22 protein-coding genes are annotated in these 24,263 nt (G+C 71.1%); 4 read left to right on the top strand and 18 right to left on the bottom strand.

What is annotated here, in order from left to right; genetic code table 11:
* Window positions 1-106: 106 nt before the first annotated feature.
* Window positions 107-2,158 (top strand): elongation factor G-like protein EF-G2, encoded by a 2,052-nt coding sequence (locus VFJ94_RS08195; protein WP_325003708.1) that lies wholly within the window; start codon window positions 107-109, stop codon window positions 2,156-2,158.
* A gap of 32 nt (window positions 2,159-2,190) precedes the next feature.
* Here the strand turns inward: VFJ94_RS08195 and VFJ94_RS08200 are convergent, their stop codons facing one another.
* Window positions 2,191-2,850: an HNH endonuclease family protein gene (locus VFJ94_RS08200; RefSeq protein WP_325003709.1), complete on the bottom strand. Its 660-nt coding sequence runs from the start codon at window positions 2,848-2,850 to the stop codon at window positions 2,191-2,193.
* A 355-nt stretch (window positions 2,851-3,205) separates the two neighbouring features.
* Here VFJ94_RS08200 and VFJ94_RS08205 point away from each other — a divergent pair, with 355 nt between their 5' ends.
* Together VFJ94_RS08205 and VFJ94_RS08210 are read left to right on the top strand one after the other, a co-directional pair.
* Window positions 3,206-3,397 carry a hypothetical protein gene (locus VFJ94_RS08205; RefSeq protein ID WP_325003710.1) on the top strand — a complete coding sequence of 64 codons (192 nt, stop codon included), beginning with the start codon at window positions 3,206-3,208 and terminating at the stop codon, window positions 3,395-3,397.
* Between the two features lie 138 nt (window positions 3,398-3,535).
* Window positions 3,536-3,820: a hypothetical protein gene (locus VFJ94_RS08210; protein WP_325003711.1), complete on the top strand. Its 285-nt coding sequence runs from the start codon at window positions 3,536-3,538 to the stop codon at window positions 3,818-3,820.
* A gap of 256 nt (window positions 3,821-4,076) precedes the next feature.
* Here the strand turns inward: VFJ94_RS08210 and VFJ94_RS08220 are convergent, their stop codons facing one another.
* The 9 genes from VFJ94_RS08220 to VFJ94_RS08260 all read right to left on the bottom strand — a co-directional run bounded on the left by VFJ94_RS08220 (window position 4,077) and on the right by VFJ94_RS08260 (window position 13,253).
* The gene (locus VFJ94_RS08220) at window positions 4,077-4,226 is read right to left on the bottom strand and encodes a hypothetical protein (protein WP_325003760.1); all 150 of its coding nucleotides are present in this window, start codon (window positions 4,224-4,226) and stop codon (window positions 4,077-4,079) included.
* A gap of 3 nt (window positions 4,227-4,229) precedes the next feature.
* Entirely contained in the window at window positions 4,230-5,879 is a 1,650-nt protein-coding gene (groL, locus tag VFJ94_RS08225; protein WP_325003712.1) for a chaperonin GroEL, read from the bottom strand.
* A 102-nt stretch (window positions 5,880-5,981) separates the two neighbouring features.
* Window positions 5,982-7,007, bottom strand: a complete 1,026-nt coding sequence (locus VFJ94_RS08230; RefSeq protein ID WP_325003713.1) for an NAD(P)-dependent alcohol dehydrogenase — start codon at window positions 7,005-7,007, stop codon at window positions 5,982-5,984.
* Between the two features lie 30 nt (window positions 7,008-7,037).
* Window positions 7,038-7,781, bottom strand: a complete 744-nt coding sequence (locus tag VFJ94_RS08235; RefSeq protein WP_325003714.1) for an iron-sulfur cluster assembly protein — start codon at window positions 7,779-7,781, stop codon at window positions 7,038-7,040.
* Window positions 7,765-8,811 (bottom strand): amidohydrolase family protein, encoded by a 1,047-nt coding sequence (locus VFJ94_RS08240; protein WP_325003715.1) that lies wholly within the window; start codon window positions 8,809-8,811, stop codon window positions 7,765-7,767. Before VFJ94_RS08240 ends, VFJ94_RS08235 begins: the two co-directional genes overlap by 17 nt.
* A 126-nt stretch (window positions 8,812-8,937) precedes the next feature.
* On the bottom strand, window positions 8,938-9,306 hold the full coding sequence (gene mimD, locus VFJ94_RS08245; RefSeq protein WP_325003757.1) for a propane 2-monooxygenase effector subunit MimD: 369 nt from the start codon (window positions 9,304-9,306) through the stop codon (window positions 8,938-8,940).
* 2 nt (window positions 9,307-9,308) lie between these two features.
* A complete protein-coding gene (locus VFJ94_RS08250) occupies window positions 9,309-10,415 on the bottom strand; it encodes an aromatic/alkene monooxygenase hydroxylase subunit beta (RefSeq protein ID WP_325003716.1) in 1,107 nt (368 codons plus the stop codon).
* Window positions 10,416-10,453: 38 nt separating this feature from the next.
* The gene (locus VFJ94_RS08255; protein ID WP_325003717.1) at window positions 10,454-11,500 is read right to left on the bottom strand and encodes an FAD-binding oxidoreductase; all 1,047 of its coding nucleotides are present in this window, start codon (window positions 11,498-11,500) and stop codon (window positions 10,454-10,456) included.
* 115 nt (window positions 11,501-11,615) lie between these two features.
* A complete protein-coding gene (locus VFJ94_RS08260; RefSeq protein WP_325003718.1) occupies window positions 11,616-13,253 on the bottom strand; it encodes an aromatic/alkene/methane monooxygenase hydroxylase/oxygenase subunit alpha in 1,638 nt (545 codons plus the stop codon).
* Between the two features lie 266 nt (window positions 13,254-13,519).
* Here VFJ94_RS08260 and VFJ94_RS08265 point away from each other — a divergent pair, with 266 nt between their 5' ends.
* Complete coding sequence (locus VFJ94_RS08265; RefSeq protein WP_325003719.1) at window positions 13,520-15,331, top strand: sigma-54-dependent Fis family transcriptional regulator; 1,812 nt, start codon at window positions 13,520-13,522, stop codon at window positions 15,329-15,331.
* A gap of 72 nt (window positions 15,332-15,403) precedes the next feature.
* Here VFJ94_RS08265 and VFJ94_RS08270 read toward each other — a convergent pair whose 3' ends face one another.
* The 8 genes from VFJ94_RS08270 to VFJ94_RS08305 form a co-directional block, all read right to left on the bottom strand.
* Window positions 15,404-16,669 carry a DUF445 domain-containing protein gene (locus tag VFJ94_RS08270; RefSeq protein WP_325003720.1) on the bottom strand — a complete coding sequence of 422 codons (1,266 nt, stop codon included), beginning with the start codon at window positions 16,667-16,669 and terminating at the stop codon, window positions 15,404-15,406.
* Complete coding sequence (locus VFJ94_RS08275) at window positions 16,666-17,448, bottom strand: SseB family protein (protein ID WP_325003721.1); 783 nt, start codon at window positions 17,446-17,448, stop codon at window positions 16,666-16,668. The genes VFJ94_RS08270 and VFJ94_RS08275 overlap by 4 nt, the downstream gene beginning before the upstream one ends.
* Window positions 17,448-18,188 (bottom strand): bifunctional 1-(5-phosphoribosyl)-5-((5-phosphoribosylamino)methylideneamino)imidazole-4-carboxamide isomerase/phosphoribosylanthranilate isomerase PriA, encoded by a 741-nt coding sequence (gene priA / locus VFJ94_RS08280; protein ID WP_325003722.1) that lies wholly within the window; start codon window positions 18,186-18,188, stop codon window positions 17,448-17,450. The genes VFJ94_RS08275 and priA overlap by 1 nt, the downstream gene beginning before the upstream one ends.
* An 82-nt stretch (window positions 18,189-18,270) precedes the next feature.
* Entirely contained in the window at window positions 18,271-18,924 is a 654-nt protein-coding gene (hisH, locus tag VFJ94_RS08285) for an imidazole glycerol phosphate synthase subunit HisH (protein ID WP_325003723.1), read from the bottom strand.
* Between the two features lie 14 nt (window positions 18,925-18,938).
* Window positions 18,939-19,553, bottom strand: coding sequence for an imidazoleglycerol-phosphate dehydratase HisB (hisB, locus tag VFJ94_RS08290; protein WP_325003724.1), 615 nt, complete (start codon window positions 19,551-19,553; stop codon window positions 18,939-18,941).
* Window positions 19,550-20,698 (bottom strand): histidinol-phosphate transaminase, encoded by a 1,149-nt coding sequence (locus tag VFJ94_RS08295; protein WP_325003725.1) that lies wholly within the window; start codon window positions 20,696-20,698, stop codon window positions 19,550-19,552. The genes hisB and VFJ94_RS08295 overlap by 4 nt, the downstream gene beginning before the upstream one ends.
* On the bottom strand, window positions 20,695-22,044 hold the full coding sequence (hisD, locus tag VFJ94_RS08300) for a histidinol dehydrogenase (protein WP_325003726.1): 1,350 nt from the start codon (window positions 22,042-22,044) through the stop codon (window positions 20,695-20,697). Before hisD ends, VFJ94_RS08295 begins: the two co-directional genes overlap by 4 nt.
* 9 nt (window positions 22,045-22,053) lie before the next feature.
* Window positions 22,054-24,201 (bottom strand): S9 family peptidase, encoded by a 2,148-nt coding sequence (locus tag VFJ94_RS08305; RefSeq protein ID WP_325003727.1) that lies wholly within the window; start codon window positions 24,199-24,201, stop codon window positions 22,054-22,056.
* Between the last annotated feature and the right edge of the window lie 62 nt (window positions 24,202-24,263).

Raw genomic sequence — 24,263 nt, forward strand, 5'->3', positions numbered from 1 at the left:
TCTGACACTGCGCACTCCGGTTTTCGCGCCGGCGCCCGTCGACTGTCCGCCGGGTCAGGACGGGAGCCCTTGTGGAAGCCTGCGGCTTCGGGGAAGGGTGGGGTCCGTGAGCAGACAGTCAGCACGCACCGACCTTCCCCCGGCGCCCAACCCCGCCCGCCCCGAGGACATCCGCAACGTCGTCCTCGTCGGACCGGGCGGGGCCGGCAAGACCGCTCTCTTCGAGCAGCTCGTCGCCGCGCGGGTGCCGGGCCACCGTGCCCGGGAGGGCGGCCACGAGCGGTCGACGGCGCTCACCGCCACCTCGATCGAGAGCGACGGGCTCACCATCAACCTCGTCGACACCCCCGGCTTCCCCGACTTCGTCGGTGAGCTGCGCGCCGGGCTGCGGGCCGCCGACGCCGCCGTCTTCGTCGTGTCGGGGGCCGACGAGGTGGACCGGCCGGTGTCCCTGCTGTGGCGAGAGTGCGCAGCCGTCGGTATGCCGCGTGCGGTCGTCGTCACGCACCTGGACCAGCCGCGGGCCGACTTCGGCGCCACCGCGGCCATGTGCCGGCGCACGTTCGGCGATGCCCGGGAGACGCACTGGCCCGTCATCGAGGGCGGAGCGGTGACCTCGGTGGTGCCGCTGCTGTCCGACACCCGCGAGGAGTATGCCGAGGCCCGCAACGCCCTGCTGGAGTCGGTCATCGAGGAGTCGGAGGACGCCACGCTGCTCGACCGCTACCTCGAGGGTGAGGAGCTCGACCCGGACGTGCTCCGCGAGGACCTGCGGACTGCCGTGGCGCGCGCCACGTTCTTCCCGATCCTGCCGGTCTCCCCGCAGACCGGCGCCGGCATCGAGGAGCTGCTGGGCCTCATCGCCGGCGCCTTCCCGGACCCCACCCGCGTGCCGCTCCCGGCGGTGACGACCCCGGCCGGCGCCCCGGTCAAGGACGTGGCGTGCGACCCGTCGGCGCCTCTCGTCGCCGAGGTCGTGCGCACCACGTCCGACCCCTACGTCGGCCGCCTCTCGCTCGTGCGCATCTTCTCCGGCACCCTGCGTGTCGACGAGCCCGTCCACGTCTCGGGGCATCTCGGCGACTTCGTCGGCCACGAGGTCCCCGGCCACCCCGCCCACGACGACGACGAGCGCGTCGGCCCGCTCGCCAGCCCCTTCGGCGACAGCCACCGCCCCAAGGGCACGGCCATCGCCGGCGACCTCGCCCTCGTCTCCAAGCTGTCCCGGGCGGAGACCTCCGACACCCTGTCGTCACCCGAGCGGCCGGCCGTGGTCGCCCCGTGGGTGCTGCCCGAGCCGCAGCTGCCGGTGGCGATCCGGGCCGCGACGAAGTCCGACGAGGACAAGCTCGGGGCCGCCCTGCAGCGGCTCGTCGCCGAGGACGTGACGATGCGTCTCGACCACTCGAGCGACACCGAGCAGGTCGTCGTGTGGGCGATGGGCCAGGCGCACGTCGACGACCTCATCGCCCAGCTGGCCGACCGCTACGGCGTGACGGTCAACGTCGAGCCCTTCCGCACCGCCCTGCGGGAGACCTTCGTGCAGCGCTGCTCGGTGCAGGGCCGGCACGTCAAGCAGAGCGGGGGCCACGGGCAGTATGCCGTGTGCCAGCTCGAGATCGAGCCGCTCCCCCGCGGGTCCGGGTTCGAGTTCGTCGACAAGGTCGTGGGGGGTGCCGTGCCGCGGCAGTTCATCCCGTCGGTCGAGAAGGGCGCGCGCAGCCAGCTCGAGAAGGGCGTCCTCACCGGCCACCCGGTCGTGGACGTCCGGATCACCCTCGTGGACGGCAAGGCCCACTCGGTGGACTCCTCCGACATGGCGTTCCAGACGGCCGCGGCGCTCGCCCTGCGCGAGGCGGCCAACGAGTCGACGGTCGCGCTCCTCGAGCCGATCGACAAGGTGGCCGTGACGACGGCCGACGAGTACCTCGGCTCCGTCATGGCCGACCTCCGCGGACGCCGCGGCCAGGTCGTCGGCACCGAGCCCGGGCCGGAGCCCGGCGAGACCGTCGTGCATGCCGAGGTGCCCCAGTCCGAGCTCGCGCGGTATCCCATCGACCTGCGCTCGGTCTCCCACGGCACGGGGTCCTTCACCCGCGAGCCACTGCGCCATGACCTCCTCCCGGCGGACAAGGCCAAGGAGCTGCTCCGCGCCTGACGACCGCCGGGCGTGTGGGGCGTCGTGTGCCGTCAGCGGCTCGGGCCCGGCGGTGGAGCTGGCCCCTGGTAGGTCGGCCAGCCGCCGAGCGGGGCGACCCGCGCCGTCGGCACGGCGGTGGCCGGACACGTCGTCAGGACCTGGGCAAGGGCGGCCCGTTCGGCGCTCGTGACAGAGAGGTGGTACTTGGCCTTGACCGCCACCTGACGTGCGACATAGGCGCACCGGTAGCCCCTGGCTGGTGGAAGCCAGGTGGCGGCGTCCCCGGCACCCTTCTGCGCGTTGACCTTGGCGCCCACCGCGACGAGGTTGAGCGGGTCGTTGGCGAAGGCGGTGCGCTGGCTGAGGGACCACCGAGAGGCACCCTTGACCCAGGCGTCGGCCAAGGGGACGACGTGGTCGATCTGCACCGGTGACGTGGGGACGCTCGCTCGCGTGAACGCGATGACCTCGCCGGTATACGGGTCGGTGAGCCGGCCGGTCATGACCACGCAGCCGTGCGTCCCAGCCCTGAGGGTCGCCTGCTGGAGGTCGCCGCGCAGGACGTCGTTGCGCTGGTCACAGCCGTTGCGGTCGGTGTCGCTCCATGCCTGCCCGAACCTGTCGCGCGAGTATCCCGTCATCGGGCCGCGACCCTTGACCGCGAGCCCGACCAGCACGGCGATGGCCGTGTCCGACCTCGCCTGCGTCATGGCCGCCGAGGAGACGGACCGGGTCGGCGTGGCGGCCGAGTGAGGTGGACGCGTCGTCGATGTGGCCGCCCCCACGGAGAGCACGAGCAGCAGGGCCAGACCGCACCATGCGAGAGCCCCAGCCAGGCTGCTCCTGCCGCGGGGGCGCTTCCCCGGCGTCACGACGACACCGCCATCACGACAGAGCCCATCCTTCAGTCCGTTCCTCGTGGGGTTGCAGCACGGCACAACTGGCCCGTCGAATACGAGGCTTGCCGGCGGCATACCGCAACATACCGGCGTGTTTCGGTCCGCATGTCCGCGTCCGGACACCAAGCGGGAGCCCGGCACCAACCGTCACGGCTATCGTCTGCCCGTGCAGGCAGGGACCGCAGGGCCGACCGGGCGCATGCTCGAGGTGCTCGAGGTGCTCGAGGGCAGGACCGCCCCACTCCTGCTCTCCCTGAGCGAGCTGGGTCGAGCCGGTTCAGGAGGGTTCGCGTCCCTGTGGGGCAAGTTCTACGAGATCAGGAGAGTCGACAACGACCCCGGCAAGCCGACTCACTGACAAGCGGGGACGTCCCCAGTGCCTTCGCGCCCCCGGGAGCTCCCTCCGCAGCCGCTGTGGGCGCCAGTCCTCACGCGGCCCGTCTCAACCTGAGAAGTCACCTTGCCGGCGCCCGGTCGCTGCTGGTTGCGTCGCGGCATGCGAGCTTCGACAAGCGGTATGCCGGTGACGACCCGGCTCGAGGAGGCGCGGTGCCGGCGCTGCGGGCAGCGCCGCGCCGTCCAGGTGGTGCCGGCCAGTCCCAGGCAGTGCCTGGACGGCATAACGCACACCCGCTTCGCGGTCGAGGCCGTCGACGTCGTGCTGCACGGCACGTGCGCCGCATGCTCCTCCGAGCGGCCCGCGAGCACGGCGACGTCCGGGCCCAGCGGCATCACGGCGGCTGCCGGCCCGGAAAACCCCACCCAAGAGGTGCAGCGCTGACGTTCATCGTCGTGGAGTTCACCGTGAAGCCGGAATACCGGGACACGTGGCTCGACGCAGTCCGCCCGTTCACGCAGGCCACCCGCGCCGAGCCGGTCTCAAAGCCCCCGGTAGAGAAACCGACGACGAAGCAGCGGAGACGAACCCGCTCATGCGTCAGGACGCGAGGGAGGCGGCCCGCACCGGTCGGTGCGGGCCGCCTCTGTCGCCACGGCCGCGGTTCTGGAAGGATTCCCGGCATCTGGCGCCGGGAGACCTACGTCGTCGCCTCCCGGCCGGCCTCGTGCGCCCGTGGTAGCAGCACCGCGAGCCGCTGCTGCTGGGCGCGGCCCATCAGCAGGCGCGGCAGGACCACCGGCGCAAGGACGGCGACGACCTTGAGGACGTCGACGAGGACGGTGTCCACGGGTCAGTAGATGTTGGAGGGCCGGACCATGCCCTCGGCGAGGTCGCCGAAGCCGGGCGCGAAGATGGCGCCGGGGTTGCCGACGACCTCCTCGACGATCGCGGTCTCCGTCGTGATGATCAGGGCCGCGATCGACGCCGCGCTCTCCAGGGCCGCGCGCGTCACCTTGAGTGGGTCCATGACGCCCGCCTTGACCATGTCGCCATAGGTGCCGGACAACGCGTCGAACCCCTGGCCGATGGGCAGCCCGGCAACCCGGGAGACCACCTCGTCGCCGTCGTAGCCGGCGTTGATGGCGATCCAGCGCAGCGGCTCGACGAGCGACTTGCGCACGACCTCCCGACCGACGGCCGCGTCACCGGTCAGCTCGACCCGCGACACCGCGTCCTGGGCCTGCACCAGCGCCGTGCCGCCGCCGGCGACGATGCCCGCCTCCAGCGCGGCCCGCGCGGCCGCGAGCGAGTCCTCGACCCGGAGCAGGCGCTCCTTGAGCTCGACACTCGTGGCGCCGCCGACGTTGATCACCGCCACGCGCCCGGAGAGCCGGGCCAGTCGCAGCTGCAGGCTGTCCTGGTCGCCCTCGATCTTGGCCCGCTGGAACTGCTTCTCCAGCTGCGCGATTCGCGCCTCGACGAGCTTGTGGTCGCCGTGGCCGCCGACGATCGTCGTCGCGTGCTCCGTGATGGTGATCCGGTCGCACGAGCCCAGGTGCTCGGGGCTGATCTCGCTGAGGTCGATCCCCGTGTCCGCGGCAACGACGTGCCCGCCGAGGGCCACGGCGAGGTCTTCGAGCTCGGCCAGCCGGCGGTGCCCGAAGCCGGGTGCCCTCACGACGACCGACCGCATGGTGTTGTGCATGTTGCCGCCCACGAGCAGCTGCAGGGCCGGGCCGTCGACGTCCTCGGCGAGGACCACGAGCGGTCGGTCCACCCGGCGGGCCGCCTCGACCGTCGGCATGATGTCCTGCACCTGGGTGATCTTCTTGTTGGTGAGCAGGATGACGGGGTTGTCGTAGACCGCCTCCATCCGCTCCCGGTCGGTCACCATGTAGGCGGAGATGTAGCCGTGGTCGAACTCGATGCCGTCGACGACGTCGACGGACATGCCGAGCTCGTCCGACTCCTCGGTTGACACGATGCCGTTCCGGCCGACCCGGGTGACCGCCTCGGCCACGGCGGACCCGATGGCCTCGTCGTCGTTGGCCGCCAGGGTGGCGATGCGCTCGAGGTCCGCCTGCCCGCTGACCTCGGTGACCTGGGCGCGCAGCGCGTCCACCACGGCCGGGATCGTCTGCTCGATGCCCCGCCTCACGCGCATGGGGTTCGCCCCGGCGTCGACGGCCCGCAGCCCCTCACGGACCATCGCCTGGGCCAGCACCGTCGCCGTCGTCGTGCCGTCGCCGACGACGCCGTTGGTCTTCATCGCCACCTCCTTGACTAGCTGGGCCCCCATGTTGGCGAACGGCTCTCGCAGCTGGATCTCCTTGGCGATGGTCACGCCGTCGTTCGTGATCGTGGGCGGTCCGGTGAGCTTCTCGAGCACGGCATTGCGGCCCTTGGGGCCGAGCGTCACCTTGACTGCGTCCGCCAGTGCGTTGACGCCGGACTCGAGCAGTCGTCGTGCTTCCTCGTTGAAGCGCAGTTCCTTGGCCATGGTGTGGTCAGTCCTTCGAGTTTGGTTCGTGCAGTGGATGATTGGTCGAGGCCGGGACCCGGGGGCGGTACTGGTCCCGGCGGGCGGCGCTCCAGCCGGTCGTCAGGGGACGAGAATCGCCCGGCCCCGGACCGCTCCGGCGTCGAGGTCGTCGATGGCCCGCTGGAACTGGTCAAGCGGGTACTTCGTCGTGTGGAGCCGGACCTTGCCCTGGGCGGCGAGCACCATCAGCTCCTGCAGGTCGGTGTAGGAGCCGACGAGGTTGCCGATGAAGTTGATCTCGGTCGAGATGATGTCGATCGTCGGGACGTCGATGTTCTCTCCGTAGCCGACGACGTAGTAGTTGCCGGCGCGACGCAGCATCGCGACGCCTTCGGCGGTGGCGCCGCCCTCGCCGACGAAGTCCACGACGGCCTCGGCACCCTTGCCGCCGGTGAGGTCGAGGACCTGCTGGACGTGGCTGCCGTCGGCGACGATCCCGTGGTCCGCGCCGATGTCGAGGGCGAGCTTGACCGCGTCCTCGTTGCGGTCCACGACGACGACGGTGGTGCCTGAGATCGCCTTCATGACCTGGATCCCGATGTGGCCGAGGCCACCGGCGCCGATCATCACGCAGACGTCCCCCGGCCGAGTGGCCCGGGCTGCCTTGGCCACCGCGTGGTATGCCGTGAGGCCGGCGTCCGCCAGCGCCGCGACGTCCGAGGGCTCGAGGTTGTCGTCGATCCTGACGACACTGCGGGCCGCCGTCCGAAGGAACTCGGCATACCCGCCGTTGGTGTCGATGCCCGGGAACTGGCTGTTCTCGCAGTGCACGTCGTCGCCGAACCGGCAGGCGCGGCACAGGCCACACGTCATGAGCGGGTGGAGGATGACCTTGTCACCCACCGCGACGTTGGTGACGGCGTCGCCGACGGCATGCACCCAGCCGGCGTTCTCGTGACCGATCGTGTAGGGCAGCGTGACGCCGGACTTCTCCTGCCACTGCCCCTCGAGGATGTGCAGGTCGGTGCGGCATACGCCGGCACCGCCGATCCTGACGATGACGTCGAGCGGGCCGGTCAGCTCCGGCTCGGGGACCTCTGTCAGCTGTAGGTTGGTGTGGTAGTCGACCACTTGCACTGCTCGCACGGGTGTCTCCTTGTTCGCGAAAGATGGGGGTCAGTCGGTGCTGCGGGGCCGCTGGTCGGACTCGGACCCGGGGTAGCGCGTGGTCAGCAGGCCACGGCAGAAGTGCGCGTTGCCGTCGATGGAGATGCGCACGGTCCGGGCGAAGCGCAGCCGCACCGGCACCTGCTCCTGCGGGATCGGCCGACCCTCGTCGTCGACGAAGGCCTTCTCGTGCGGGCCGACGCCCAGCCCGATGTCGGCGCGCCGCCGCAGCAGGGCGTGCTTCGAGCGCCCGGCGGGGATGTCCCCGAGGGTGAGCTCGTGGAGCCGGTCCACCGTGACGGCGCCGCTCCTCAGCAGCTCCGAGCAGGCGCGCTCCAGCGCTGCCGTGTGGGCCTTGCGCTGGAAGGTCCGGCGGAGGTGGTCCAGTCCCGACTCGGCCTCGTGCCCGAAGGTGCCCGTGTAGCCGGCCTGGGCGGCAAGCCCCTCGTTGATCTTGTCCGAGTCGTGGTGGTCGTCGAGGCAGACCACGACTCGGCCCACCCCCGGGAGCTGGAGCAGGGCGTCCTGCGCGTCGGCCGCCATGAGGTAGGCGAAGTTGGGCGCGCAGAACGAGGTGGGCAGCCGCAGGTGCACCTCGACGTCCCGCCCGTCGACGACCCGGGAGCGGACGAACCCGAGGTCCGTGATGGGCTCGTCCAGCTCGGGGTCGACCACGGTGTGCAGTGCCGCATCGACTGCCTCGACGGTGACGAGCACCGGTGCGACGAGCGTCATCTCAGTGCGCTCCCGCATCCTCGAGGGTGGGAGCCATCTCCTGACCCTGCTCGTCGTCCGTCGCGCTCGGCAGCCGCAGCTCGGCCGGGACGTCGAGGTCGTACATCTTCGCCGCGTTGAGGCCGAGGATCTTCTTCTTGACCTCGGTCGTGAGCGGGGCGTACTCCGTCATGTCCTCGGGAATCTGGAAGTCGACGAACTTCTCGACCAGCCACTTGGGCGTCCAGAGCGCATAGTCGCTCGAGAACTGGATCTTGTCCTCGCCGACCCAGTAGAGCAGCTCGCCGATGACCTGGGCGAAGTAGCGCGGGCGGGTGTGGATGAACGGCATGGCGACGGCAAGGCCGGCGTGGACGTTGGTCTCCTGCGTGGCGATCCAGCAGAAGTCCTCGAGCCGGGGAAGCCCGCAGTGCTCGACGACGAAGTTGAGGCCCTGGAAGTCGGTCGCCACCGCGTCGACGTCCGCGACGTCGAAGGCGTCACGGTCGAGCGGGATGATCGTCGGGCCCTTGTGGATGTGGATGTTCGTGATCCCGAGCTCCTGGCAGGCCTCGAGGTACTTGTAGGTCCAGGGGTCGGTCAGCTTGTAGCCCCGGGAGTCGCCGTGCCACTCGGCCGTGTAGAGCTTGACGCCCTTGAGGCCGAAGCGCTCCGCGTCGCGCCGCAGCTGGTCGAGGCCCGCCTGCTCGTTGCGCGGGTCCCAGTTGTGGTTGTACGTCAGCTTGTCCGGGTGGGCCGAGGCCAGCGCGAACGCCTCCTCGGTCTGGCCGAATCCGTTGTGGTAGAAGTCCCCGAGGTAGGCCGGCTGGAAGATGGCATGGTCGACGTACCCGTTGTCGAACAGGTCCCGCATGAGCCGCTCGCCGCCCTGGTAGAGGTACTCCTCGTAGCCCCACTTCTCCTCGGCGGGGCTGAGGTTGGCGTGGTAGTCGTAGAAGCAGTCGATGAACTGCCTGCCGTGGATGTTCTTCTGGTTCTCCGGTCGCCCGTCCCACAGCGCGATGTGCGCGTCCACGATGTAGTACTTGTCGCCGTTCTTCTCGTACATGAGACTTCCTCACTTCGTTGTGATGTTGGGATGATCCCGGTCCGGGGCCGGGGATCCGGCCCCGGACCGGGCTGGAACGATGTGGTGGTGGTCAGCTGCGTTGTCGCAGACTTCTCGATCGGCCCGTCAGCGCTCGCCGGCACCGGCGGACGCCAGCGTCGAGGGGTCGACGAGGTCGAAGCCGATGTACTCGGCCGCATCCTCGGGGCTGGCGAAGAGCATCGTCTTGTCGTCGAGGTGGACCATCCGGCCGTAGTGGGTGGAGCTGATCTCCTCGAACACCGAGCCGTCGAACTCCTCCCCGAGCGCGTCGCTGATCTCGGCGTAGTCGAACTCGAGCAGCCGCTCGCCGTCGACGCGGATCATCGAGGGGTACTCCGTCAGCTCGACGCCCTCCTTGGCGCCCATCACCTCCGCGACGACACGGCCGACGGGGGTGTTCATCAGGGTCACCCCGCACATGTTGGAGAACGAGGCCTCCGCACCGAACTGCATGCTCACTGGTCCAACTCCTTCGGAATCTCGAGCCCGGTCTCCTCGAGCAGGGAACGGAACTTCTGCTTGGCGTCGTCGAGCGACGTGGCGAACGTGACCGCCCTTTCGGCCGGCTGCGACCAGATCGGCTGGAGCGCCTGGGCGGCCGCGATGCAGCGGGGGACCCAGACGGACAGCCACTGAGCGAAGAGCTGCCTGTTGGCCTCGCCGTGCTGCTCGTCCCGTGCCAGCATCGTGAACAGGCTGCGGGTGTAGGCGAGGTCCCTGGCGTAGTCGTGCTCACCCGTGCCGACGATCGTCGGGGTGATGTAGTCGCCGTTGCGAGCCGCGATCTGCATCACGAGCTCGCTGCGGAACAGCGCGCCGACGAGCTGCTCGAAGACGACGTTCGCCGCGAACAGCAGCTCTGCCCAGTCGCCCACCGCCGTGAGCCGCTCGACGACCTCCCGGGTGGGCTGCCACTCGGGGGCGCCGTGCCACACCTGCCGGTGGGCCGAGCCGTCGAAGCCCACCTCGGCCTCGGACAGGTCGAGGTTGTAGAGCGCGAGGTCCTGGGCGAAGCGCATCTTGTGCGCCGCGTTGACGGCCACCGCGTTGTTGATCATGTTCGTCGGACCGGAGCGCTGGACAGCGGTGAAGACGTGCAGCGCCAGCCCGTTCTCGACATGCATCCACGCCCCGAGGTTGCGCTCGATGAACTTGAGCCACGCGGGGTTCCAGCCGGAGTAGGCCCTGGCCCGCTTGGCGTTCTCGAGGCAGAGCGAGACCTGACGCACGACCGCGGCGTTGTTGCGGTAGATCGTCTGCTCCCACTCCTCGTTCGGGTCGAGGAAGGCGTGCCAGTTCGACGACTTGGCAGCGGTCCACTCCTGGGGGTAGCCACCGGGCCCGTTGCCGAAGCCGTAGATCCATCCCTGCGTGAGGTGCCGCTCGGGGTCCGGCTGCACGTCGACGGTGACGTCCTCGTACATCGTGGCCCGCAGCTTGGCTGGCTTGTAGTAGTTGTAGCTCCGGCTCTTGGAGCTGGGGAACTCGAGGGCGCCTGCTTCCGAGTCCGTGAACTCGATCTTGGGGAAGCTGCGCTCTTTCTGGTTGGTGATGTCCGCCATGATTCAACTCCGTTGTTGTGTGGGACGGTTCGTGGCGCTCAGCCAGCGGTCGGGCTGGTGAACTTGTCGTAGAACACCTGGTCCTTGGGCACCCCCTGCCGGTCGAGCAGGTCGAGCGCGGCGTCGACCATCGGCGGCGGGCCGCACAGGTAGACCTCGCACTTGGTGATGTTGGCCTCCCGGCGCTCGACCACCTCGGTGACGTTGCCCGCGTGGGCCTCGAAGTCGTATGCCGCCGGGTCCTCCGGCAGCGACTCGGACAGGCATACGACGAACTCGAAACCGGTCAGCTTCTCGCCCAAAGCCTTGATCACGTCGACGTAGAACAGGTCCTCCGCCGTGCGGGCCCCGTAGTAGAACCGCACCGGCCGCGTGCTCTCCGTCTCGTGCAGGTGGCGAAGCAGCGAGAGGATCGGAGCCATGCCCGCCCCGCCACCGATGCAGACCACCGGCAGGACGTGGCCCTCCTTGAGGGTGAAGGAGCCATACGGGCCCGTCAGGTGCAGCTCGTCGTCGACCTGGAGGCCGTCCTCGAGCAGGGCCGAGAACCGGCCGCCCGGGTACTTCTTGATGAGGAACTCGACCTCTCCGGGCGTCGACTGGGTCGTCGCCATGGAGAACGAACGGTGTTCCGTCGTCCCGGGGATGCCGAGATCGGCATACTGCCCGGGCTTGAACTCGTAGGTCTCGGGCTCCACGGCCCGCAACCGCAGGGAGACGATGTCCCGCGTCATCGGCTCGATGGCCGTGATCCGGGTGCGTACGTTCTGGATGGCGACGCCGCCGAGCAGCTCGTCCTCGTCGAAGTTGAGCAGCTCGATGGTGCAGTCGCTGAAGGCGTGCGCCCGGCAGAGCAGGACGTAGCCCTCGTCCACCTCGGCGTCGTTGCAGGCGAAGGTGGAGTAGCGCTCCATCTGGATGTCGCCCTCGAGCACGAAGGACTTGCAGGCTGAGCACTGGCCCTCTCGGCACCCGTGCATCAGGTGGATGCCCTGCCGGAAGGCCGCGTCGAGGATCTTCTCGTCCTCGCCGACCTCCATCTCGATGCCGACCGGCTCGAAGCTGATGCGGTGGTTATCGGCCACGGTGGGCCCTCCTCATGCTCACGGTGTCGTTCCTGGGACTGGTGGCGCCGCTCATCCCGGCAGCGCCACCAGTCCGTTCGGGAGGTGGTTCCGTCGACGACGGACCACCGACGGGTCAGGCGACGGCCTTGGTCCCGTTGGCGCGGTACGCCGCGACGTGGGCCTCGCGCTCGGCGTCCGACATCTGGTTCAGCAGCACGTTGGGGCTCATGAAGGTGTTGCCCCGGACGTCGTCGAGGGTCCACATCTTCTTGGGGTCGTCGAGCTGCAGGTGGGGCTGGCCGATGAGCGTCTTGCCGTCGTCCCGGACATAGCCGAGGTCCTTGACGATGTCGGCCAGGTCCTTGTCGTGGTGCAGGGTCTCCCACTCGCGGAAGCCGGTGAGGCGACCCATGTTTGGAGTGGGCCGGCCGTCGTACTCCGGCCGGAAGGCGACCGCGTCGGTCCAGTGGCAGGTCTCCGAGCAGTACGTGCGCCACTGGTCGTCCACCTTCTCGACGACCATGTCCTCACGGATGAGGCACGGCACCATGCACGTCCAGCAGCGGTGGGGGTACTGGTAGCCCACCTCCTCGAAGGCGATCGGCTTGTTCTTGCCGGGGTACGCCAGGCGGTTGTAGTTCTCCCACCACTTGCCGTACTTCGAGTACCAGCCGGGGTACTTCTCCTCGAACCACTCGAAGTCCTTGTCGGTCATGGCGTCGATGCGCCAATAGTTGACCGGCCACCCGGTGGCGAAGAAGCGGGCCACCTCGTGCACGTAGCCCTTGTTGACGATCCGGTTCCACGACTCCTCGACGAGGTCGTGCGGGATGGTCAGCCCGTACTTCTCGAGAGGCAGCAGGTAGCTGCGGTAGTAGTCGTCGTAGATCCACCGACGCCACATCTCCGCGTAGCTCTCCCGGTCCTTGCGCCGGTCCTTCGTGCCGTACTCGATGAAGGTGCCGATGGCGGCGTCGACGACGCAGTGGTTGTTCCACCAGGCGTAGCGCAGGTCGCGCTCGAGGAGCGGGCGGTTGCGCTCGTCCGCGAGCGCCATGAGCAGGATCGAGTAGCCGTTGGAGATGTGCCGCGACTCGTCGGACTGCACGGAGTGGAAGACGGTCGGCAGCAGGTAGTCGCCGTTGGCGGCCGCCTCGTCGGGCATGGCCACGAAGAGGGTGTTGGTGAAGGCGGTCTCTGCCACCACGGTGAGGTAGACGTTGGCCGCCGTGATGGCGTCACCGGTGATGAAGCCCTCGCCGAACTGCCGGCCGATGGTGCCCGCGTAGTTGTTGGCGAACCCCTTCTCCGTGATGTCGAAACCTGCGGGGTCGATGTAGTGGTTCATGTAGAGCTTCTTGAGGTTCATCTGGATCGTCGAGTGGCGCACCTCGTCGATCATCTGGACCGCCAGGCCGTTGTGGATCTCCGGGTTGGGCACGGCGTCGATGGCCATGGGCATGGCCCGGGCGGCCGAGATCTCCGGGAACGGGATGATCGACAGGAACAGCTTCTGCCACTCGAGCCAGCGCTGCTGGACCTGGCGGAACATGTTGCCGCGGATGGCGCCGTCCATCGCCCCGTAGACGCGGTTGTCCTTCTCCTCCTCCATGGGGAAGTAGGACCGCATGATCTGCTTGAGCGGGTCCTTCTTCGGGGCCTTCTCGAACGTGTAGTCCGTGCCGAAGCGGGTTGCCGGCGTCGCGAAGGTGGGCTCCCACGACAACTCGGTGATCTTGGCATGTGCCTTCGTCAGACTCTGTCTGCTCAATGTTGCCTCCTCGGTCTCAGGTCGGCGTCCTTGCCGGCCTGCAACGGCGAGGTCGTTCGCCGCTTGACCCGAGAATCACAAGCCGCGGCGGCCCCGGATGTCTCAATGTGAGAGCGGGGCGGTCCTTGCGAAGGGACCGTCTCATCTTGAGACAGGGCCGGCGTGCGCGGGTGAGGGGACGCTTGCCACGCACCCATGCGCCCCGCACACTGAGCGTGCCAACGCAGCGCAACGAGGCACCGTGTCGGAAGGCGAGAGGAAAGAGCGTGTCGGAGCCCTCGTACCCACGTCAGCCCGAGGCCGCCGGCGACCGGCTGACTCAGCGCGAGGACCTCCTCGAGCTGGGGCTGCTCGAGCCGCCCGTGCGTCACCTCATCGGTGAGTCGTGGCTGCGCAGTCGGCGCGCCGGCGTCGACCCGACGGACGTGCAGGCACCCTACGCCGACGCCGACCCCACGGACCTCACCCCCCTCGTCCAGGCCGTCATGACCCGGATGAGCGCCGAGCTGTCTGGAGAACCGATCAGCATGATCTTCGCCGACGCCAGGGGCCGGGTCGTCCACCGGATGTGCGCGGACGCCTCGCTGAGCAGACGCCTCGAGCGGGTGAGCCTCGCGCCCGGCTTCACGTATGCCGAGGACACCGTGGGCACCAACGGCATCGGCACGGCCCTGCAGCTGGCCGCCCCGACACTCGTCGTCGGCGACGAGCACTTCTCCGAACCGCTTCGGTCCTTCGCGTGCGCGGGAGCGCCGGTGCACCACCCCGTGACCGGGGTGCTCCTCGGGGTGCTCGACCTCACGTGCGAGGCGGGCGTGTCCAACTCCCTCCTGCTCACCTACGCGAGGACGCTCGCGGCGCGGATCCAGGACGAGGTGCTGACCCACAGCTCGAGCCGCGAGATGTCGCTGGTGCGCGACTACCTCGCCGCCTGCCGCCACGCCACCGTCCCGATCCTCGCCCTGAGCGACGACCTCGTGATGATGAACCGCCTGGCCCAGCAACGGCTGGACGGGGCGGACCGGACGGCCCTCATCGCCCGCACGAGTGACGCGTTCGGCTCGCAGGAGCCGAGGACCTTCGTGGCCGACCTGCCCAGTGGCGCCTCGGCACGCTTGGACTACCGCCCGTCCCTCGTCGGCGAGGCCGTCATCGGAGGGGTGTTCAGGGTCCAGATCTCCCAGTCCTCTGCTTCCCCGGCCACGTCCAGCCGCCACCGGCCCGAGGCGGTGGCCCTTCCCGGTCTGGCCGGCAGGAGCCCGCAGTGGGTGCGCGCGGTGGGCCACCTGCGGGAGGCGCACCGGCTGGGGACCTGGACGATCGTGCAGGGTGAGCCCGGTGTGGGCAAGCACGCGCTCGTCCGGGCGGTCCACCTCGGCGCGACGCCCCGCCGCCACCTGCGCACGCTCGACGCCGCCGTCGCGGCCGAGGACCCGGACGACTGGTACGAGCAGCTTGAGGACGAGTTCCGCCTCGACGAGGGGACGCTGGTGCTGCGTCACCTCGACCGGCTCCCCGACCTGCTCGTCGAGCCGTTGGCCACCCTCCTCGTCGAGCAGGCAGCCCGCGAGCGCTCCTCGCGGCGCTGGGTGGTGGCCACCTACGACGTGGGGACGAGGCACGATCACACCCAGGCGTCCGTGATCCCCAGCTTCGACCGCACGATCGTCCTCGACCCGCTCCGCCACCGCCCCGAGGACGTCCGGGTGCTCATTCCCGCACTGCTGCGCGCCGTGGCACCGGCCAACCGTGACCTCGGCATCTCACCGGCCGCGCTGGGCCAGCTCGCGCGGCACCCGTGGCCCGGCAATGCCGCGCAGCTGCGTGACGTCCTGCGCCGCATCGTCGCGGTGAAGCGAAGCGGCACCATCGAGCTGGCGGACCTGCCTCCGGAATGCATGTCCGTCGGTCGGCGCAACCTCAGCCCACTCGAGGCGCTCGAGCGCGACGCGATCACGCGGGCGCTGCATGACTACCAGGGCAACAAGGCCTTGGCCGCGGAGCACCTCGGCATGTCGCGGGCGACGATCTACCGCAAGATCCGCGGCTACAACATCATCACGTCCAACTCGGGCTGACGACACCCGGCGGCGTCACGACGTGCCGCGCGGTGGGCGCCCGGAAGGCAGCTGGGCCCGGAAACAGCCCGGTCAGGACAGCAGCTGGGACACGGCGTGGATGAGCACGCCGATGAGGCCGCCGACGAGGGTGCCGTTGATCCGGATGAACTGCAGGTCGCGCCCCACCTGCAGCTCGACCCGCTCGGCGGTCTCCCGGCCGTCCCAGCGCTCGACCGTGTGGCTGATCACCCGAGTGAGCTCCGTGCCGTAGCGCTCGACGGCATACACCGCGGCGTCGCCGATCCGGCGGTCGATCCGGCCCCGCAGCTCGTGGTCGGCGGACAGCCGCTCCGCGAGCGCGCGCACCTCGGCCACGCCTCGCGCCCGGACCGGGCCCTCCGGGTCCTCGAGGGCGGCTACGGCGACCCCCCGGAAGGAGCGCCACAGCGACATGGCGGTCACCGCCACCTGGGGATGGGTGAGCAGCCGCTCCTTGAACCGCTCGGCCCGCTCCTGGGTCGCCGGGTCGTGCTGGAGACCGTCAGCCAGGTCGAGCAGCAGCCGGTCGAGGGCCACCCGGACGCTGTGCGCCTCGTCGCGCCGGATGTCGGCGAGCCACCGCAGCGCCTCGATGTGCACCCGCCGGGCCACGAGGTCGTTGACCGCCTGCGGGACCCAGGCAGGAGCCCGCTCGAGAATGAGCGCCTCGAAGAGGTCCTCGTTGTCGACGAGCCAGCGCCGGCCCTCGTCCAGCGCGAGGTCGACGAGCCCGACGTGCGCGCGGTCGCGCACCACCTGGTCGAGCAGGCCGCCGGCCAGCCCGCTGACCGGCTCCTGGACGAGCCGCGGCAGCACGGCCTGCTCGAGCACCGCCTGCACCTCGGCGTCGGGGATCCGGTGCAGCACGTGCACCGTCACCGCGGCCACCTCGTCGACCAGCCGTTTCGCGTGGCCGGGAGCGAGCGCCCACTCCGCCAGCCTTCGGGTCGGCTCGGCGTCGAGGACGCGGTCCCGGATGACCTCCTCGCGCAGGAAGTTCTCGCCCACGAACTCCTCGAGGCTGCGGCCGATCATCTCCTTCTTGCGGGGGATGAGCGCGGTGTGCGGGATGGGCAGGCCGAGGGGATGCCGAAAGATGGCGGTCACGGCGAACCAGTCGGCGCACGCCCCCACCATGGACGCCTCGGCACCGGCGTTGACGTAGCCGAGGAGCCCGCCGTCGTGGCCCCGCGTGACGACGTAGACCAGGGCGGCGAGGAGGAGCAGACCGGTCGCGAGGGAGCGCATCCGCCGCAGGTCGGCGCGGCGCCGGGCGTCGAGGGCCGGGTCGACGACGAGGCCCAGGGGACCGCTCACCGGGCCGCCTCGAGCGCGAAGGTCAGCGCGTCGACCCGCGCGCGGGTCTCCCCGTCGGTCGCGAGGCGCTCGCCGATCCGGGTCGCCACGCCGGCGACGGCGTCGCGGGGCAGGCCGGCGGTCAGCGTGAGGACGACCCGGAGCACCCCGGCGCCTGCCGGCGTGCCGGCCTCGAGCCGGTATGCCGTGACGTCGGCCTCGTCGCGCACGGCGGCCGCGACCGCCGCGTCCACGTGCCCGTCGAGGTGGGCCGGCAGCCAGGTGCGTTCCTGCGCGAGCGCCCACACCATGCTGGGGCGCAGCACGGTGGCCTCGGCCGAGGCGACGTCGACGAGGAGGGCCTGGCACTGCTCGGTGATGGCCGCCTGCGCGGCGGTGGCCGCCCGCACCGGCACGGGCCTCGCCGAGGGGTCCCACTCCGCGAGGCTGTCCGTGGACGAGAACATGGGCAGGGCCCGGGAGCCGTCGGGCGCGGTGAGGGTGACGGCCGCCATGTCGCTGCGGGTGTCCACGACGGACGTGCCCGACGTGTCGGTCTCGGTGGGGATCGCGACGACGGGGACGAGCCAGCGCGCCGCGGCCACCCGCCTGAGCAGCTCCGTCTCGGACTCCGGCGTCGCCGCCGCCGCCGTCGCGCGCAGCGCCGCCGCGAGCCGCGGGTCCGCCGCGCCCGTGTCCTGGCCGAAGCCCGAGGACGGGATGCGCTTGCCGGCCCACGCCTGGCCGGCCGAGTCGGCGGGTCGGCCCGAGGCGTCGACGTGCGCGCCGGGAGGAGCCATCAGGCGGGTCGCCCCGCCAGGTCGAGCGCCTCCGGCAGGGTGAACGCGCCCTGGTAGAGGGCCGACCCGATGATGGCGCCCTCGACGCCCGAGGGCACGAGGCCGCGCAGCACGCAGATGTCCTCCAGCGTCGAGACGCCCCCCGAGGCGACGACCGGGCGGTCCGTGCGGGAGCACACCTCGGTCAGCAGCGGCACGTTGGGCCCCTGGAGCATGCCGTCCTTGTTGACGTCGGTGACGACGTAGCGAGCGCACCCCTCGGCGTCGAGGCGCTTCAGCGTGTCCCACAGGTCCCCCCCGTCGCGGGTCCACCCGCGCGCGGCAAGCGTGGTGCCCCGCACGTCGAGCCCGATGGCGACGCGGTCGCCGTGGTCGGCGATGACGGACGCCGTCCACTCCGGGTCCTCCAGCGCCGCCGTGCCGATGTTGACCCGTCGGCAGCCGGTCGCGAGCGCCGCGGCCAGCGACTCGGCGTCGCGGATGCCGCCGGACAGCTCCACGCGGATGTCGAGGCGTCCGACGATCGAGTCGATGAGCTCGAGGTTGCTGCCGCGCCCGAAGGCGGCGTCGAGGTCGACGAGGTGGATCCACTCCGCGCCCTGCTCCTGCCACGTCTTCGCGGCCTCCCACGGGTCGCCGAAGCGGCCGCCGGTGCCGGCCACCCCTTGGACGAGCTGCACCGCCTGCCCGTCGGAGATGTCGACCGCTGGCAGCAGCTCGAGTCGGGGCTGTTCGGGCATGTCTGGTCAGTCTCCTTGCGTCAGCGGCTCGGTCGGATGCGGGGTCGGATGCGGGGGTCGGATGCGGCCGTCAGGACCGGGCTCAGGACAACGTGCGGACCCAGTTCTCCAGCAGGTGCAGCCCGGCGGCGCCGGACTTCTCGGGGTGGAACTGGGTGGCGCTGAGCGGCCCGTTCTCGACGGCCGCGACGAAGGGGCCGCCGTGCTCGGACCACGACACCGTCGGCGCGACGGCGGCGAACGCCCCGGTCGGGTGCAGCGTCCAGGTCTGCACGGCATACGAATGGACGAAGTAGAAGCGCTCCTGCTCCACGCCCGCGAAGAGCTTCGAGCCCTTCCCCGGCTCGACCGGAGACCAGCCCATGTGCGGCACGACCGCCGCCGGCAGCCGCTCGACGACGCCCGGCCACTCGCCGAGCCCCTCGGTGGGCGAGGCGGACGGCTCGGTCGAGCCGTCGAAGAGCACCTGCATGCCGACGCAGACGCCGAGCACGGGGCGACCGCCGGCGATCCGGCGCTCGATGATGCGCGGCCCCTGGGCGGCCTTGAGGCCCGCGAGGCACGCGTGGAAGTTGCCGACCCCCGGCACGAAGAGCCCGTCGGCCGCGAGCGCCGCCTCCGGGTCGGCGGTGAGCGTCACCGTCGCCCCGACCCGCTCCAGCGCGCGCACGGCCGAGCGGATGTTGCCGCTGCCGTAGTCGAAGACGACGACATCGGGGCCGACCCCGCCGCCCATGTCAGCGCCCCATCTCAGAGCGCGCCCTTGGCGCTCGGGATGCCGACGACCCGCGAGTCGCGCTCGATGGCGGCACGCAGGGCCCGCGCCACCGCCTTGAACTGCGCCTCGACGATGTGGTGCGGGTCGCGGCCGGCGAGGACGCGCACGTGCAGGCAGATCCCGGCGTTGAAGGCGAGCGCCTCGAAGACGTGCCGGGTCATGGACCCCGTGAAGTGACCGCCGATCAGGACGTACTCCTGGCCGGCCGGCTCCCCCTCGTGCACGACGTAGGGCCGGCCGGCGAGATCCACGACGGCCTGGCACAGCGCCTCGTCGAGCGGCACGAGGGCGTCGCCGAAGCGGGAGATGCCCGCCTTGTCGCCGAGCGCCTCGCGCAGCGCCTGCCCGAGGACGATGGCGGTGTCCTCGACGGTGTGGTGGACGTCGACCTCGATGTCGCCGGTCGCCTTGACCGTGAGGTCGACCAGGGAGTGCTTGGCCAGCGAGGCGAGCATGTGGTCGAAGAACGGCGCTCCGGTGGAGACGTCGGACTCACCCGTGCCGTCGAGGTCGAGCGTCAGCTCGATCGAGGACTCCTTGGTCGTGCGGCTGATCCGCGCCGTGCGGGGGGCGGTCGTGGGGGTCATGACTCCTGCTTTCCGGCGTGCGCCGTCGGTCGCTGGACGTGGGTCGGGGCCAGGGCCGCCATGACCTCGAGGAAGCGCGTCGTCTCCTCGGGCGTGCCTGCCGTGACCCGCAGGTGGTGCGGGATCCCGACGTCGCGGACGAGCACTCCGGCGTCGAGCAGCGCCTGCCACGTGGCCTGCTCGTCGGTGAGCCCGCCGAACAGGACGAAGTTGGAGTCGCTTTCGACCGGACGAGTGCCGAGCCCGGCGAGGGTCGCGACGATGCGGTCGCGCTCCTGCTTGATCGCCTCGACGGTGCCGAGCATGAGGTCGGCGTGCTCGAGCGCCACGCGGGCGATCGTCTGCGTCGGCGTCGACAGGTGGTAGGGCAGCCGCACGAGGCGCAGGGCGTCGACGAACTCGCTTGCGGCGACAAGGTATCCGAGGCGGCCGCCGGCAAACGCGAAGGCCTTGCTCATCGTTCGCGTCACGACCAGGCGCGGGTTGTCCGTGAGCAGCTCCAGGGCGGTGCGGGTGCCGGGCCGGGCGAACTCGGCATACGCCTCGTCGACGATGACGACCGCGTCGGGGGCCGCCTCGAGCACGGCCCCGATGACCTCGAAGGGCAGGGCCGTGCCGGTCGGGTTGTTGGGCGAGCAGAGGAACACGATCGACGGGTCGTGGCTGCGCGCCTGCTCGGCCGCCGACTCGGGCCTGACGACGAACGTCTCGCGGTCACGCGCCCCGTCGACCCAGGTCATGCCGAGCGTCTCGCTGATGATCGGGTGCATCGAGTAGCTCGGCGTGAACCCGAGCGCCGTGCGGCCCGGGCCGCCGAAGGCCTGCACGATGTGCGAGAGGACCTCGTTGGAGCCGTTGCCCGCCCACACCTGCTCGGGTGTCACGGCCACCCCGGACTGTTTCTCGACGTATGCCGTGAGCGCCTTGCGCAGGTCGGCGAAGTCGCGGTCGGGGTAGCGGTTGAGGTGCGGCAGGTCGGCCGCCAGCGCGGCGAGGACCGCCTGGACGACGACCTCCGGCACCGGGTAGGAGCACTCGTTGGTGTTGAGCCGGACCGGGACGTCGAGCTGCGGGGCGCCGTAGGCCGTGCGGCCCCGCAGGTCCTCGCGCAGCAGACGCTGGACCTCGCTCGCCGCGCCCGTCACGCGGGGACCTCGTCGCCGAACCGAGCGGTGATCGCCTCGCCGTGCGCGGGCAGGTCCTCGGCCTGAGCCAGGGTGACGACGTGCCGGGCCACCTCCCGCAGGGCGTCCTCGTCGTAGTCGACGACGTGGATCCCGCGCAGGAACGACTGGACCGACAGGCCGCTCGAGTGCACGGCGCAACCGGCGGTCGGCAGGACGTGGTTGGAGCCGGCGGCGTAGTCGCCCAGGCTGACCGGCGCGTGCGGCCCGACGAAGACGGCGCCGGCGTTGCGGACGCGGGCAGCGACCGCGGCGGCGTCCCGCGTCTGGACCTCGAGGTGCTCCGCGGCATACGCGTTGACGACGGTGAGGCCCGCGTCCACGTCGTCGACGAGGACGACCCGCGACTGCGTGCCGCGCAGCGCGGTCGCGACCCGCTCCGAGTGTTTCGTCGCGGGCACGCGGCGGGCCAGGGCGGCGTCGGCGGCGTCGGCGAGCTCCTCGCTGTCGGTGACGAGCACCGACGCGGCGAGCGGGTCGTGCTCGGCCTGGCTGATGAGGTCTGCGGCGACGAGCTCCGGGTCGGCCGTGGCGTCGGCGAGGATGGCGATCTCGGTGGGCCCCGCCTCGGCGTCGATGCCGATGAGGCCCTTGAGGAGGCGCTTGGCCGCGACGACCCAGATGTTGCCCGGGCCCGTCACGAGCGACGCGGGCTCGCACCCGACGCGCTCGCCGTCGAGCTCCTCCTCGAAGCCGTAGGCGAACATGGCGACGGCCTGGGCGCCGCCGACGGCATACACCTCGTCGACCCCGAGGAGCGCGCACGTGGCGAGGATGGTCGGGTTGGGGTAGCCGGCGAAGACGCCGGTGTTCTCCTTCTGCGGCGGCGAGGCGACGGCGAGGGAGCCGACCTGCGCGAGCTGCGCGGGAACGACGTTCATGATGACGCTGCTCGGGTAGACCGCCAGACCGCCCGGGACGTAGAGCCCGACGCGGTCGACCGGCACCCAGCGCTCCGTGACGGTGCCGCCGGCCACGACCTGGGTCGTGGTGTCGGTGCGGCGCTGGTCGGCGTGCACGAGCCGGGCCCGGCGGATCGCCTCCTCGAGCGCGGCCCGAAGGTCGGGCGAGAGGGCGTCGAGGGCGGCCTGCAGCACGCGCGCGGGCACCCGCAGGGACGCCGGCCGCACCCCGTCGAAGCGCTCTCCCAGCTCGCGTAGCGCCTCCGCACCCCGATGCTCGACGGCCGCACAGATGGGCCGCACCTGCTCGAGGGCGGTCGTCACGTCGAACTCGGCTCGGGGCAGGGCGCTGCGCAGGAAGCGCACGTCGAGCGTGCGCCCGCGCAGGTCGAGGCGGGACATCATGTCCCGATTCTAGGTGCCCACCTCGGAGGGGATCGCCACGGTCTCGGCCGCCGAGCGTGGCGCTGTGAGGTCGAGCAGCACGGCGGTCTCCCAGGCCCACTGCCGCCACAGGCGGTACCGCCCCGACTGGCCGCCGTGGCCGGCCGCCATCTCGGTGCGGAAGAGGACCGGGGCCGCGTCCGTCAGGTCGCGCGTGGCGTGGCGCAGCGCGGCGACCCACTTGGCCGGCTCGGTGGCGTAGACGCGGGTGTCGTGCAGGCTCGTCGTGACGAGCAGCGCGGGGTAGCGCACGGGCGCGACGTTCTCGTACGGGGTGTAGGACTTCATGAGCGCGTAGGCCGCCGGGTCCTGCAGGGGGTTGCCCCACTCCTCCCACTCGATGACGGTGAGGGGCATCGTCGGGTCGAGGATCGTCGTGAGCGCGTCGACGAAGGGCACGGCGGCCGAGACGAAGCGGAACCGGTCGGGCGCCTGGTTCATCACGGCGCCGACGAGCAGCCCGCCGGCCGACCCGCCCTCCGCGGCCAGGCGGTCCGGGTCGACGATGCGAGAGGCCCCCAGGTGGTCGGCGCAGGCGATGAAGTCCGCGAAGGAGTTCGGTTTCGCGGCAAGCTTGCCGGCGTCGTACCACGGCCGGCCCATCTCCGACCCCCCGCGGACGTGGGCGATGGCGTAGACCCAGCCGCGCTGGAGGAGGGAGAGGCGCAGCACCGAGAACCACGGGTCGCTCGAGATGCCGTAGGCCCCGTAGCCGTAGAGGAGGCCGGGCGCCGTCCCGTCGGCCGCGACGTCGCGGTGGTGGACGACCGACACGGGGATCCGGGTGCCGTCCGGTGCCGTGGCCCACTCGCGGCGCTGCACGTAGTCGGCCGGGTCGTGGCCGCCCAGCACCTCCTGCTGCTTGAGCACGGTGAGGGACCGGGTGGCGACGTCGTAGTCGGAGACCGTCCGGGGGGTGACGAGCGACTCGTGGACGACCTGGACCGTGGACGTGGCCGTCTCCGGGTTGGACCCGACGTGGACGGCGACGACGGGCTCGTCGAGGGCGACGTCGTGGCGCTCCCCCAACCCGGTGGGCGACGAGTCGTCCCGGGCGACCACCCGCAGCGCCGTCTGGCCCTCGCGGCGCAGGCTGAGGACGAGGAAGTCGGCGAAGCCGTCCACGCCGGTGAGGTACTCGTCGGAGGTGGTGACGTCGAGCGGGCGCCACTCGTCGGCGGACGTGCTCGTCAGCGGCGCCACGGCGAGCTCGAAGTTGGGCCGCCCCGCGTTGTGGCTGACGTAGAGCCGGTCACCGACCGGCTCGACGTCGTACTCCACGCCCTGCCGTCGCGGTGCGACGACGCGCGGCGTGCCGAGCGGGTCGGCGGCGTCGAGAATGCGGTACTCGCTCGTCGTCTTGGAGCCGATGGCGATGACGATGTGCCGGTCGTCACGCGAGGAGCCCACGCCGACGAAGAACCGCTCGTCGGCCTCCTCGTGGACGAGCACGTCCGCCTCCTGCGGGGTGCCGATCTCGTGGCGCCACACCTGGTGGGGCCGCCACGCCTCGTCGACCCGGGTGTAGAAGAGGTGGCCGGCGTCGAGCGACCACGCGAGCGACCCGCCCGTGCGGCGCACCGCCTCGTCGATGACCTCGCCGGTGGCGATCCGGCGTACGCGCACGTCGTAGCGCTCGTCGCCGGTCACGTCGACGGCATACGCGAGCAGGTCGCCGGCCGGCGACGTCTCGCTCGCGCCGACGGAGTAGAAGTCGTGGCCGGCCGCCTCGGCATTCGAGTCGAGGAGCACCTCCTCACCGGCGGGCGGCTCGTCGCCCTCCAGCGTCGGCCGCTGCGGGCAGTCGGCGACGAGCACGCGGGCGTCGACGGCATACTGCTCGCCCTCGACGGTCCGGGAGTAGTACCACCAGCGGTCGTGGCGCACGGGCACCGACAGGTCGGTCTCGCGGATCCGGGAGCGCAGCTCCTGGTAGAGCTCCTCGGTCAGCGCCGCCAGGTGCTCGGTGCGGCTTGTCGCGTGGGCGTTCTCGGCCTCGAGGTGCGCGAGGAACTCCGGCGTGTCCCGCTCGGCCATCCACGCGTAGGGGTCCTCGAAGCGGTCGCCGTGGTGCTCACGGACGACGGGTGAGCGCCGGGCGACGGGGGGCTGCTGCATGCGCGCAGTGTAGGTGCCGCGGCTGCGGCTCCTCACGGGCGCCTCGACGACACCGACCGCCA

The sequence above is a fragment of the Intrasporangium sp. genome (genome assembly GCF_035688975.1).
Classification (GTDB): domain Bacteria; phylum Actinomycetota; class Actinomycetes; order Actinomycetales; family Dermatophilaceae; genus CALMNV01.